This is a genomic window from Phascolarctobacterium sp., from assembly GCF_030531065.1.
Lineage (GTDB): Bacteria > Bacillota > Negativicutes > Acidaminococcales > Acidaminococcaceae > Phascolarctobacterium_A.
Map to the genome: position 1 here is coordinate 95804 of NZ_JAUNOQ010000005.1, position 12628 is coordinate 108431.

The window sequence follows — 12628 nt, forward strand, 5'->3', positions numbered from 1 at the left end:
ATATACAAAAGCTTTCGAGAAACCCTATAAAATTTTGCAAGCTGCTTAATTTATAAGCAGTTTTCTTATTCTGCATTATTATATCACAAGAAGCTTCCTCATCATAATACTTTTCACAAAGATTTTACAAAATTTATTCAAGGCTGCTGTTATTCAGTTATAAGCGCTACGTTAAGCTTTTCCCTTCTTTCCTGCGAGCAGCGTTGATACGCTGCCCGGTTTACTTGGTTATTACTATACGCTTATAGCCTTAATATTGTCTGAACAGAAAGCCGCGCCTGCAATAAAGAACCCGCGTCAGCCTGCATGGCCGCCAGCTGCGGTCAAGCGAAAGACTAACGCGGGTTATACATATTTATTTGTTCACAAGGAAACGAAAAACCCTAACTTTAGAAACTCCAGCGCACGCCAGCGTTCCATTGCCACGGCGTTGCCACATTGCCGCCGTAGGTTTTTTCTATATCAAAATACAAGTGCGCCGCTTCGCTGAAGTTGATGTTCGTACCGACGCCGACCTCCCACCAGCCGCCGCCGAGGTCTTGCTCAAAGCGTTTGTTCTGTATGCCATAGCTGTAACGCACGTCCGTCTCGCCGTCGAAATCGTACAGGTACGACGCGCGCAGGTACACGTTGCCCTTGCCTTGCGCCAAATTTTTGCCTAAAGCGAAGCCCAATCGGCCTACCACGCTGTCCATGCCCTCCTGCCGCACTCTGACGCCGTTATTCGTAAGATACTCGCCGCTGCTTACTCTGCCGTAAGTCAGCTCTACCTGCGGCTCAATCCACAAGCCGCTCTTTTGCGTAAAGCGTTTGCCGTATTCCGCGCTCAGGCTGTAGCCGTTGGTGTCGAAGTCGCCTTTGCCCGCGCCGCCGTATACTTCATAGTCATGCTCCAGACGCGCATAACGGGCAATCAAATCGATAAAGCTGCCGTCGTCGTTCAAACGGCTGCCGTAAAGAGCCAGACCCTTGTGCTTATTTTCGCCCTTGCCGTAACTAAAGCTGCTTTCTGCGTCCGTATAGGTCAGCGCTGCGCCTACGGTCCAGTGCTTATCAACGCTCAATTTTTCATCGTAGCCCAGCTGGTAAGCGTTGTACTGGTTCTTGATATTCTGGTTGCCGTACTTAGCTTCGCCGCGCGTCATGCGCACCCACACGCCGTGCTCGCCTGCGCTGTCGCGCAGTTCGCCCAAGCGCTTATTCATATCGTTGTTTTCCTGCCGCCAGGTCATGAGCGCGATGCTGGCCATCTCGCTGATGCCCTGGTTGAAATTATTAACGCCCTCTTTTACGCTGGCAGTAATAATATGGTTAGCACCGTCGGTTTCGCCGTACAAATCACCCAAAATTTTACCGGCAGGCGCAATAACGGTTTTGCGCTGGCCGTTCTGCGTGCTGTTCACAGATGCCGTATAAGCCAAGGCCTGCAAGCCTGCTTCCACATTATCAACCTCAAAGGTGTCCGTCAGCTGGCTGTCGCCGGTAACGGTCACGCCGCTGCCGTTCATTGTGTCAATAACCACCTGCTCCGGCGTCAACGAAGTTACATTGATTTTTAAATCATTACCGGTAAATTGGGCAACGTCAATCTGTCTTTCCTTGTTGGATTGTAAGTCAAAGGTCAGGCCTTCGCCGTTCATTTTATCAGCGGTCAAAGAACCGCCGTTGCTGACTACCGCACCGCCTTCGGCCATAGCCAGGGAAGCAGCGTCAAAGACAGCAGCTGCACCTAAAGCGACAGCTTCCGTACCGCTGACATCTTTTGCCGTAAAGCTTGCGGTGTTGTCTAAAGTAATGGTTTCTTCAACGGTGACTTCACTATTGGCAGCATAAAAGGTGGCTTTTTCTCCCACGCCGACACTGGTAAATTCATACTTGCTGCCGTTCAAAGTAAAACTGCCTTCATCAAGAATGTTGAGATTATCAACGTCGAAAGTTTTAACTCCCTCAATCGCACTATTATCTTCACCATTGGCCACATCTAAAGTTTTAACAGCAATAATACTTTCGTTATTCAATGTGCCTTCGATAGTTAATTTTTCTATCTTTTCAATACTGCCATCCTCTTTTACGCTTTTAGCAATAATACCAAAAAATTGATAATCATCATAGGCAAGGACGTAATTCGTTATGGAGCCTTGTCCTTTAATTAAAGCATTATCGTTGTCAAGCAAAATATTACCTAGATTTTCAAGAGTAGCATCAGACTCTAAAGTCAGTGTGTCATGCACTATTAAATTGCCTGAATTCCCAGAAAGAATCTCATCCCCAGACTCGTCAATTCCACCTTTCTTAATTATCAAATTGTTAGTTTCAAGAACATTTGTATTAGTTATACTGTCTGCTGATATTTGATCATTTACAATCAAATTTATATCATTCTCTAATTGACCAGAAATTATGTTAAGCTGTTTTAAATTATCTGTTTCATTTGTTTTGAGAGTTGTATTTTCAGATAAACGAACTCCGAAAGATTCAATATTAAGAATTCCTGTAGCTGCATAAATTGTAGAACCTCTACTGTCAAATGGATTTGATCTGTCATTATTATTGCTTTTTATAGTTGCATTATTTCCAACATATAAAGTAGAATTATATAGACTAAACAAACCCGCTTCTAAATTACCATCTAGATGAAATTCACTATTGGCATTAGAAAAGCTAAATCCTTTTAAAGCAACTCCTTCCTTAACTTTTATAATAGCATTACTATTACTTACTGGTTTTCCGAATATAGTGTTTGCATTTACATTAGTAACAGCACCATTCACATTAACAAAGAAACTACGAATAGCACCATCGTCATTCTCTGCCACCAAAATTTCTGAATCAACGCCATTCAAATTTAATACGGCTTTATCGGTATTGATTACACTTCCCCAAAGAGTTCCGTCACTAATGCTACCTGTTAATGTAATCTCTGCATTCTCACCTGAATTACACAAAACAGCGTAACGTCCAGGAAAATTATCCGGCTTTTGTGAAGTTAATTTTATATCTTCTACTTCCAGTTTTCCTGTATTATAAATTGCTGTTGCTTCTAGTTTTAGAACATTATTTATTGAGCCATTATTTACAATACCAAAAGGTATTGCACTTTCTTGTTCAAATATATTAGTAGACAATTTAACATTTTTAGTTTCAGCAGTTCCAGTAACAACTAAATTATTTCCATCGCCATTCAACGTAACTCCACTATTCACAACTAAGCCATCACTATAAGATTCTGCCCCAGTTAAAGTATAATCATTATTCAAAGCTTCCGCTGCCCATGCGCTGCACGGCATCGCCAGCAGCAAGCCCAAAGTAATCGCTTTCGCTAAAATTTGTTTCCGTTGCATTTACACCCAATCCTTTCATTATAAAAATTTTTATATGTGCGGCCTGCTGCCGCAAAGATAATTAAACTCCCCCAGCCACCTTCGGTGACAGCCCCCTCTTAGAGGGGGCACAAACATAAGCTTTACTATTTTGCTCCCTCTCAGAGGGAGCTGGCTGCGAGCTTGCGAGCAGACTGAGGGAGTATTAAGCCCTTTGGTAGAACACCCCAATAAAACCCACGTCTGTACCTGCACTTCATCACTATATCGTTATTGTATCATACTTGTACCCCCCCACAAGACCCATTCGCATAAAAAATAAAACCAGAGCAACGTCATGTTACTCTGGTTCTTCACTGTATAAAATTCGCCCTAAAACTTATCTGAATTCAATTTTTAAATGCTGGCGTTCAGGCATCCGCTTGTATTTATATTTAGGATAACCCACCATCAGCGTACCCACGATATTCTGCTTGGCAGGTACGCCCACTAAATCCAGCAGCGGCTGATAGCCCGCAATACCGCAGCTTTGAATAAAGCCGGCAATAGTCGTACCCAAGCCGATGGTCGGCGCAAACAGCTCGGCGTAAGCCCAGCTTTGCTCCGCGTTGCTGACGCCGGTAATGTTCAAACGGCGCGCCAAAGCGAATACCAGGCAGGGCGCATGACGGGCAATAATGTCCTGCCCGCGCTCGCGGTAAGCGCGCAGCACCGTCATAAAATAGCGCTTGTTTTCCGTACCGGCGGCCACCTCGTCCTCCATCCAGTCAGCCACGGCCTCGGCAATGGCTTTAATCTTCTCCGCATCGCGAATAACAACATAGTACAGCCCCTGGGAATTGCCTGCCGTAGGCGCGTACCGCGCCGCGTCCAGCAGCTGCGTAAGGTCTTCGTCAGTCGGCGGTACGGGCTTGAAATTACGCACGCTGCGGCGCATACGCAAAAACTCATACGCCGTTTCCGGCTTCAGCACGGGCATGGTCACAGGGCGCTGCTCCGCCAGCGGCGCATATTTATTATCCAACGCGCCCACAGGGCAAATAGCTACGCACTGGCCGCAGCTCATACAGCCGCGGTCAAAATGGCATTCGGGCCCGTTTTCACCCAAATTCAGGATACAGGAAGGACAGCAGTCCACACAAATACCGCAACGCAGGCATTTGTCAGTATCAACCTTTAACAAATCCATAATAACACCTCAGTCCTCAAATTGGATATATTCCAGTCCGCGAAAATCGGCCTTATAATGACCGCTCTTTAAAGGTTTGCTCATCAATTCCTTGTCACCGGTTTCCAGCACGTCGATATTCACCAGCCCGATGGAAGCCACGGCGCACAAAGCGTGCAGCTCGCCGGCAATCTTCAGCGCGGCGGCCTTATCGCTCTCGCTGACTACGCCTCTGTTGGGATACATATCTGAAGCCGCTACGATGACCGTCATAATTTTACCGCTCAGAGCAAAGATATGCGGCACCACATACTTATCCTCCTGCATAAAATCAATCGTAAAATTATGGCTTTCCAGCCAGGGCGCCAAAGCCTGTAAACCTAGCCGGTGCAATTCCTGGTCGTTCATTAAATCTTCCACTGTCACAACCTACTTCCTTAGCCTTACTCCTCGCCTAAAACCAAAACCTCCGGCTCTAAACGCACTCCATGAGCCGCATATACCTTCTCCTGCACGTCGGCAATCAGCTGCAAAACGTCGGCAGCCGTCGCGCCGCCAATATTAACCACAAAGCCCGCATGCTTGCGCGACACCTGCGCGCCGCCCACGGTATAGCCCTTCAGCCCCGTCTGGTCGATCAGCGTACCGGCAAAATATCCCGGCGGGCGCTTGAACATACTGCCGGCGCTGGGCAGCTCCAAGGGCTGCTTGCTGATGCGCCGTCGGCTGAAATCCGCCATTTTCGCGTCTATCGCTTCCTGCTCGCCGGGCTGCAAGGCAACCGTTACGGACGTTACCAACCAACCGCTGCCCTGCAGGGCAGTATGGCGGTAGGAAAAGTCCAGCTGCTCTGCGTTCAGCGTTTTGCTCTCGCCTGCCGCGTTCATCACGCGCACCGCAGCTACCACCTTCGACATTTCTCCGTCATAGGCTCCGGCGTTCATATACACTGCGCCGCCGATGCTGCCGGGAATGCCGACGGCAAATTCCAGACCGCTCAACCCCAGAGACGCAGCTTTTTTTGACGCCAGCGCCAGGGACACGCCGCTGCCAAAGGTAATGCTGCTGCCCTTTACCTCTATATCGTTCAGCATATTACCCAGCTTAATGACCAGTCCGCGAATCCCCTTATCCCGCACCAGCAGATTAGAGCCGTTGCCAATCAGCGTTACCGGCGTTTGAGAAGCTTTGGCTTTGAGCAGAAGAGCCTGCAGCTCGCCCTCCGTCTGCGGCAGCGCCAGCGCGTCGGCAGGCCCGCCAATGCGAAAGGAGGTATGCCTGCTCATCGGCTCTGCCAGCAGCAAGGGCTTTTGCGTACAGCCTGCAAAAATCTCCTGCAAATCCGGCATTATTTTTCTCCCATTGCTTCCTTAACCACATCCTGAATGGAATTGGTAATATCGGACAGCATCATCTGAAAGCGCATAAAGGAATTAAGATACTGCATAGCGTCGCTGTTTAAAGAAAGGACGCCGTACAGCTTCTGGATTTTTTCCGTAGTTTCCTTAGCAGGCTCCTTGCCCTGATATTTAGCGATTTCCGCCTCCTGATTCAGCTGCAAAAACTCATCCACCATTTTCTTAGCGTTTTCATCCTTAGCCAAAGCGGCGGTAGCTTCCTTCAATTTTTTGAACTCGTGGCTTTCGCGCATAGCTTTGGCCAGCTCGTTAGCGTTATCATATACGTTCATTATTTGTCACCTCGTAAAATAATCTCGTTTTATTCTTTTTAAATTCGGCACATCACTGCACAGGCACGTTTAAATGAGCCCAGGCGGTGGACGGCTGATAATCAAAATGCCACCATTCCATCTCGATGCCCTGAAAGCCGTACAGCTCCATGCTGTCCCGCAGCAGCGCGCGCAAATAGCGCTGACGCGAAGTGCCTCCGGCATAGCTGGCGAACTGGCGCACGGACGGCTCGTCAAAGCCGCTGATCATTTCCACGGTTTCGCCTGTATCCAGCTTATATAAGCCGACGTCCACAGCGTTGCCCGTATTATGAACGCTGCCCTTGGTATCCGGGTCCTCCAGCATTTGCTTTTGGTCGGCGGGCAATGCTAAATGCGCCAGCTTGCTCACGGCCCAGGGCCGGTAGGCATCCCACAGCGCCAGGCCGTAGCCGTAAGCAGCCAAGTGCTGCTGCACCTTGCTCAAAGCGGCGGCGGCCTCCCGCCCCAGCCACAGCTTATCCGTAGTGTACAGAGGTGCGCCAAAGCAATTATCGGCTGTGCCGTAACGCGATTCCACCTTAAGGCCCTTAATCGTCGCAGCGTCCACCAGTGCTGCCTGCTGCCCCGCAGCCAGGGCTTCCGGCATCACCGCAGCGGCGGCCTCCGCACGCAGCTGCTGCCACTCTTCGTCCGTATGGGCAGGAAAGCGGAACTCCTTAGGGCGCTCGCCCGTCCCCTGGCCGAAAAAGTAACGGCTGTAAATATGACCGCCTACGCGGCAGGCAATGCCATAGCCGTCCTGATCGCGTTCAAAGCGCACATTGGCTTCCGTGCCGCTCATAGGCCCGGCCTCCGTCATTAGGTAGGAATCAAAATGCTCTTTAGCCAGCGGATAAATATTAGCGCCGCCAAATGCTTTATCGCTTCTGGAAAAGCGGTACAACAGCTCCAGACGGCCCTCGTTTTCACGAATCAAAATATTTTCGCCGTTTCCGTAATAAAAGCCCAGAATATGCTTCACATCCTTGGGCGCATCCGGCGGCACGGCAGCCGACGCATTAAGGCAGTCCGTTTGGGCATACAAAAGCAGACCGGCGGCAAGACCGGTCAAAAAATATTTCAGCTTCATTATTGGATCAACTCCTTGCGTACATCGGCTAAAGCGTTCAGCCTGCCGCGCACCTTGGCTATATCTGCCAAATCGATGGTGCAGGAAAGTACTTCCTCCTCCATCCCCGCTTCCGCAAGGATTTTGCCGCTGGGAGCGATAACCATGGAATGCCCGTAAAAAGGCGCGCCCTTGAAGGACCCGGCGCAGTTTACGGCAGCCACAAAGATATGGTTTTCCGCCGCCCTAGCCTGGGCTAAAAGACGCCAGATATCGCCGCGGGCTTCGGGCCATTCCGCAGGGCAGAAGATGAGCTGCGCTCCCTGCAGCGCCAAATGGCGGTACAGCTCAGGGAAACGCAAATCATAGCAAATCGTCGAACCGCAGCATAACCCGTCCAGCTCGAAAGTCTGGAAATTACTGCCGGGCGCAAAAAATCTTTCCTCGTTAAAAAGCCCGAAAAGATGCGCCTTATCGTACATATTAACAATGCCGCCATCCTTAGCAATGGCAACGGAGGTATTATAAATCTTACCGCCGCGGCGCATGGGCACCGAACCGGCGATAATAGCGCACTGCTTTTCCGCAGCCAGCCGCTGCAGCTCCCCGATAACGGGAGAAGCAGGCTCCTCCGCCTCCTCCGCCAGATGGCCAAGGCTGTAGCCGGTTGTCCATACCTCCGGCAGCACCAGCAGATCGTGATCGGTCGCAGCGCTATGCGCCAGCTGCAAGCCATGGGCCACATTGGCCGCTTTATTCTTTTCCAGAATTTCTAGCTGCAGCAGGGCGATTTTCATAATACGCGCTCCTTGGGCATCATTTTATTGCTTTGCAAACGGCCTGCGAAGAATTTTTCCAGCTTGCGTGTGCAGCGCGTGATAAAATGCTCTTTGCCGCCTAAGGATTCCACCCAAACAACCGGATGTCCGGCAATCTTAGCGCCTAAAACGTCCGTCATCAGCTGATCGCCGATAAACAGGATCTTGCCGCCGCCCATAGCCTTGCTAATCTGCTTATAGGCCATAGGCATCGGCTTAGCCGCGCGCATAATCGTTCCCAGGCCGGTCTGGCGGGTAATACCCTTAATACGGTCGCCGCCGTTATTGGAAATCAACGCCACGTTAATACCCATTTGATGCAGCTGGCGAATCCAGGTCATGGCGCGCGGGCCAACTAAATTCTTGTCGCGCGGCAGCAAAGTGTTGTCAATATCGACAACAATTTTCAAATAGCCGTTGCGCTTCAGCCATTTGGGAGAAATGTCAAATAAACTTTTTACTCTGTAATCTGGACATACATACTCTAAAATCATACTACCTTATCCTTTGGAAATTTTATTTCAAATGCGGCACCAGACCCGCATTTGCTGATTACTTCGGCGCTGGCGCCGTGGACGCGGATAATCTCCTTAGCGATGGCCAAGCCAAGCCCCGTTCCCGGAGTACTGCGGCAATGGGATTTTTCCACCTTATAAAACCTTTCCCAAATAAAGGGAATATCGGCTTCGGGGATTCCCTTGCCCTGGTCCTTAACGGTCAGCAGCACACTGCCATCCTCAAGCTTATTCGCTCCTATTGATACAGTACCATTTTCTGGCGAATATTTCAAGGCATTATCGCCTAAAATCATAATTAACTGTACCATTTGATCGCCGTCGCCCAAAATTTTTATATTTTCGTCGGCATGAATGTTAAAAATCACATGCTTCTTCATAGCCTTAACGCTCAATTTTTCGGCGACATTGCGGATGATAACCGCCAACGGCAGCTCCTCCATATTATTAGTCGTCAGCGGATCGCTGGACTCCAGGCGGCTGATATCCAGCAGCTCTCGCACCATGCGCTCCAGACGCACTGTTTCTTCATTTATCAGCGCCCGGTAACGCTGCAAAACCTCCGGCGCCGTCACCATACCGTCGCTGATAGCTTCGTTATAGCCGCGGATAATCGTAATCGGCGTCCGCAGCTCGTGGGATACGTTAGCGACAAAGTCGCGGCGGATTTTTTCTGTGCGCTCCATTTTGGCGATATAATCGCTTAAATCCTTGCCTAAGGAGTTCAGAGCCTTCGCTAAATCGGCGATTTCATCCTCGCCCTTCACTACAAGGCGGCGGGAATAATCGCCCAGAGCCATAGCCGTAGCGCAGTCCTTCATTTCCAGCACCGGCTTGATAATTTTTTCCGAGAATTTCTTCACGAGGAACAGGCTCAGCAGAATCGCCATAATACCCACGATCATTATATAAACATAAACATTGCGCAGAAATTTTTCAAAGCCGCTCAAGGGCTCGATCATTAAAATAGCGCCCGCATTTCCCGCGGGGGTTCTGTAGGGGACGCCTACCAAAATAACCTGCTCCTTGTAATAGGGATGATAAATCTGCGACTGAAAGGATTTTCCTGCATAAATATCGTGCAGAATAATTTTTACCCGATAAGAAATGTTGCTGCCTTTAATATCCTGGTCCAGCTTAATAGCGCTGTGCTTCAATTCGCTTTCCGACGGCGCACCGTATTTCAGATACTGCCGCAGGGGATCGGTTTCGTCAGCCTTTTCCGGCCCGTCGTAATAGGAGGCGGCAATCAGCTCGTACTTATCATTATACAGCCAAATACGCGCGCCTACCAGACGGTCGACGGCAATAATATAGCGGTACAGCATATTCTTATCATCCATGCGGATAAAGGCCTCGATGGTCTCGCCCATTTCGTGACCTTTTTCGGCCAGCTCCTGCTCCTTGATCTCAAAGAAATAATCTGCGACCAGATAGGATATACCTGCCGTAACACCGACAACGATGATAACGATGATAACCATAAAGCTATACATCAGGCGGGTACTAAGTGACTTGCTCATGAACTATTTGTCCTTGATCTCGAATTTATAGCCTACGCCCCAAATAGTGGTAATGTCCCACGTGGAATCTGGGGGAATGTTCAACTTTTGCCTGATGCGTTTAATATGGGTATCCACCGTGCGCGTATCGCCGTAGTAGGAATAGCCCCAGATAGTTTCCAGCAGCTGATTACGGGAAAAGGCTTTGCCGGGATTGGAGGCCAGACACCATAAAAGTTCCATTTCTTTCGTGGTAAATGTCATCTTATTGCCAAAGGCAGTAACCTGATATTGGTCCATGTCGATAATCAAGCCGTCGTAAGTAATGCGCGAAACGTCGCCGTTCTTTTCCTGGGTGCCGGTGCGGCGCAGCACGGCCTTCACACGGGCCACTACCTCGCGGGAGTTAAAGGGCTTGGTAATATAATCGTCCGCGCCGATTTCCAAACCGGCGATGCGGTCGTCGTCCTCGTCCTTGGCCGTTACCATAATGATCGGCAGCTCGCTCATTTTGCGCACCTGCTTGCACACCTCGATACCGTCCAGAACGGGCATCATAATATCTAAAAGCAGAATATCCGGCTTTTCAGACTGCACCTTCAATATAGCGGCGGCGCCGTCCTCGGCTTCAATAACCTCAAAGCCTTCCTTCTCAAAATATATGCGCAGGATCTCCCTGATCTGCGCTTCATCATCAGCAATTAAAATCTTTTGCTTTGCCATAATCATCACTCCTGACATCCACATGATGTTGTTATTTATTATAACACAAAATGATGTAAGCTTTAGTCACGTTCACAAAAGATTTACACAAATATGGCTATTTTATCAAAATTCACGTCAAGAATGAGTTTTGTCCATTAAAATACGGGCCGAAAGCTTTTTAATAGCTGCTCGCGCCGCTTCCAGTCAGGCAAGTAGGCGTCCAGCGTCCTTTTAAAGGCCGGGCTGTGATTGGGCACTAAAAGATGCGCCAGCTCGTGCACCACAATCAGCTCCAGACAGGGCTGCGGCCAGCAGGCCAGCAAACTATTCAGAGTAACCGCTCCCGTCCGCACGTTGCAGCTGCCCCACAGGCTTTTCATCTGGCGCAGGCGCAGTTCCGTACACCGCACGCCCATACGCTGCTGCCATTGATGCAGCAGCGGCAGCGCCGCCTGCTCCGTTAAGCGCTTGTACAAGTCCTTGACCGTCGCTGCCTGCTGCCCGCCGTCCAAGGAACGGCGCACATATAAATTAACTCTGTCCGGCAGCACCTGCATCCTTCGCGCCCCTGCATCCTCAATGAACCTTACCGGCAGACGCCGCCCCCATAAATACAGGGAAGCGCCGTCAAAGGGCAGCGACATATCATAGCGCGGCGGCCTGCGCGGCGTACCTTCCATAGCCTGGGTCTTTTCCCGCAGCCAGGGCAGATGCTCCTCCAAAAAGCGTTTAACCGAACGCTTGTCAATAGCCGCAGGCACCGACAAGCAAACGCTGCCGTCAGGCTTCAGCCGCAGCGTCAGATTTTTAACGTCCTTATACTGCACCAGCACGGCAAATTCTGCCAGCCCTACCCGTTCTTCTTTATATATTCTGCTCACAGCTTCTCCATCAGCAGGTTACGGCCCAGCATACGGTTGTATTCCCACGCGCCCTTGCCCTCGCGCTGCTCAAACTGATTCATAACGGCGTTGATCTCGTCGGCATAGTGGACGATAAATGCCTCGCGGGTAGCGCAGGCTACAGGCGAACCCTTTTCGTTATCGCCGTGATGGGACAGCAAAATATGCTGTAGCTGCTCCAAACGGCTGGCAGGAATACGCAGCTTAGCCGCCGCCTCCTGCACCATCAGGCTGGTCATTGCTATATGCCCCATAAAGCGTCCTTCGTTGGTATAAGGAAAGCCTATCTGCGAGGAAATCTCCCTGATCTTGCCTAAATCGTGCAGCAGCGCTCCGGCAATAATCAAATCCTTATCCACGCCTTCGATTTGCCCGGCCAAGGCTACAGCCAAGTCAGCAACATCCACGGAATGCTGCAGCAAGCCGCCGATATAAGCGTGGTGCAGGCGCGTGCCTGCCGGATTGTTGACAAAGGCCTCGTAGGTATTGCCGCTGAAAATAGTTTCCAGCAGTATGCGCAGTCCGGGAGTACGCACCGCCTTAATATAATTGGCCAGCTTATTTTTATAAGCCTGCACGTCAAAATCGCCGTGGGGCAGCAAATTGCTGATATCGTCCTCCGGCACCAGATTTTCCAACCGCTGCACAATAACCTGCAAGCTCATATCGTTGGCAAATTTATTGATATCCACCGCGCCGCCTATCATAAACGCGGCCGGCCCCTCCAAATCGCGCATTTTATCCACCAGCACGGCGTCAAAGCAGATAAAGGGAATGCGCCCGCTGTTGTCCTCCAGCAGGCCGCGGGCAAATACGCCGCCGTTAGAGGAATTACCCACCTTCTGTACCCGCACCAAAACAGCCTGGCAGATTTTCGTGCCTGCTTTAAAATTACTTATCACTTGCTTCACCTTCTAT

General features: G+C 50.0%; 12 protein-coding genes. All 12 read right to left on the minus strand.

Going from position 1 to position 12628, the window contains the following annotated elements; translation table 11 throughout:
• Positions 1–389: 389 nt before the first annotated feature.
• Positions 390–2231 (minus strand): autotransporter outer membrane beta-barrel domain-containing protein, encoded by a 1842-nt coding sequence (locus Q4E64_RS04845; protein WP_303166596.1) that lies wholly within the window; start codon positions 2229–2231, stop codon positions 390–392.
• Positions 2232–3699: 1468 nt separating this feature from the next.
• Entirely contained in the window at positions 3700–4509 is an 810-nt protein-coding gene (locus Q4E64_RS04850; protein WP_303166597.1) for a nitroreductase family protein, read from the minus strand.
• 9 nt (positions 4510–4518) lie between these two features.
• A complete protein-coding gene (locus tag Q4E64_RS04855; protein WP_303166599.1) occupies positions 4519–4908 on the minus strand; it encodes a hypothetical protein in 390 nt (129 codons plus the stop codon).
• 23 nt (positions 4909–4931) lie between these two features.
• A complete protein-coding gene (gene murB, locus Q4E64_RS04860) occupies positions 4932–5837 on the minus strand; it encodes a UDP-N-acetylmuramate dehydrogenase (protein ID WP_303166600.1) in 906 nt (301 codons plus the stop codon).
• The gene (locus Q4E64_RS04865; protein WP_303166601.1) at positions 5837–6178 is read right to left on the minus strand and encodes a YlbF family regulator; all 342 of its coding nucleotides are present in this window, start codon (positions 6176–6178) and stop codon (positions 5837–5839) included. Before Q4E64_RS04865 ends, murB begins: the two co-directional genes overlap by 1 nt.
• 52 nt (positions 6179–6230) lie before the next feature.
• Positions 6231–7289, minus strand: a complete 1059-nt coding sequence (locus tag Q4E64_RS04870; RefSeq protein WP_303166602.1) for a M15 family metallopeptidase — start codon at positions 7287–7289, stop codon at positions 6231–6233.
• Positions 7289–8065 carry a carbon-nitrogen family hydrolase gene (locus tag Q4E64_RS04875; RefSeq protein WP_303166604.1) on the minus strand — a complete coding sequence of 259 codons (777 nt, stop codon included), beginning with the start codon at positions 8063–8065 and terminating at the stop codon, positions 7289–7291. Before Q4E64_RS04875 ends, Q4E64_RS04870 begins: the two co-directional genes overlap by 1 nt.
• A complete protein-coding gene (locus Q4E64_RS04880) occupies positions 8062–8580 on the minus strand; it encodes a YqeG family HAD IIIA-type phosphatase (RefSeq protein WP_303166606.1) in 519 nt (172 codons plus the stop codon). The genes Q4E64_RS04875 and Q4E64_RS04880 overlap by 4 nt, the downstream gene beginning before the upstream one ends.
• A complete protein-coding gene (locus Q4E64_RS04885; RefSeq protein WP_303166608.1) occupies positions 8577–10124 on the minus strand; it encodes a cell wall metabolism sensor histidine kinase WalK in 1548 nt (515 codons plus the stop codon). Before Q4E64_RS04885 ends, Q4E64_RS04880 begins: the two co-directional genes overlap by 4 nt.
• A gap of 3 nt (positions 10125–10127) precedes the next feature.
• On the minus strand, positions 10128–10832 hold the full coding sequence (locus Q4E64_RS04890) for a response regulator transcription factor (protein ID WP_293728495.1): 705 nt from the start codon (positions 10830–10832) through the stop codon (positions 10128–10130).
• Between the two features lie 131 nt (positions 10833–10963).
• A complete protein-coding gene (locus Q4E64_RS04895) occupies positions 10964–11689 on the minus strand; it encodes a M48 family metallopeptidase (protein WP_303166609.1) in 726 nt (241 codons plus the stop codon).
• Positions 11686–12621: a 3'-5' exoribonuclease YhaM family protein gene (locus Q4E64_RS04900; protein ID WP_303166610.1), complete on the minus strand. Its 936-nt coding sequence runs from the start codon at positions 12619–12621 to the stop codon at positions 11686–11688. Before Q4E64_RS04900 ends, Q4E64_RS04895 begins: the two co-directional genes overlap by 4 nt.
• Positions 12622–12628 lie beyond the last annotated feature (7 nt).

Bases quoted from the DNA above. Each gene is read 5' to 3' on its own strand.
- Q4E64_RS04850 (WP_303166597.1), bottom strand. From the start codon at position 4,509: ATGGATTTGTTAAAGGTTGATACTGACAAATGCCTGCGTTGCGGTATT.
- murB (WP_303166600.1), bottom strand. From the start codon at position 5,837: ATGCCGGATTTGCAGGAGATTTTTGCAGGCTGTACGCAAAAGCCCTTG.
- Q4E64_RS04865 (WP_303166601.1), bottom strand. From the start codon at position 6,178: ATGAACGTATATGATAACGCTAACGAGCTGGCCAAAGCTATGCGCGAA.
- Q4E64_RS04870 (WP_303166602.1), bottom strand. From the start codon at position 7,289: ATGAAGCTGAAATATTTTTTGACCGGTCTTGCCGCCGGTCTGCTTTTG.
- Q4E64_RS04875 (WP_303166604.1), bottom strand. From the start codon at position 8,065: ATGAAAATCGCCCTGCTGCAGCTAGAAATTCTGGAAAAGAATAAAGCG.
- Q4E64_RS04880 (WP_303166606.1), bottom strand. From the start codon at position 8,580: ATGATTTTAGAGTATGTATGTCCAGATTACAGAGTAAAAAGTTTATTT.
- Q4E64_RS04885 (WP_303166608.1), bottom strand. From the start codon at position 10,124: ATGAGCAAGTCACTTAGTACCCGCCTGATGTATAGCTTTATGGTTATC.
- Q4E64_RS04890 (WP_293728495.1), bottom strand. From the start codon at position 10,832: ATGATTATGGCAAAGCAAAAGATTTTAATTGCTGATGATGAAGCGCAG.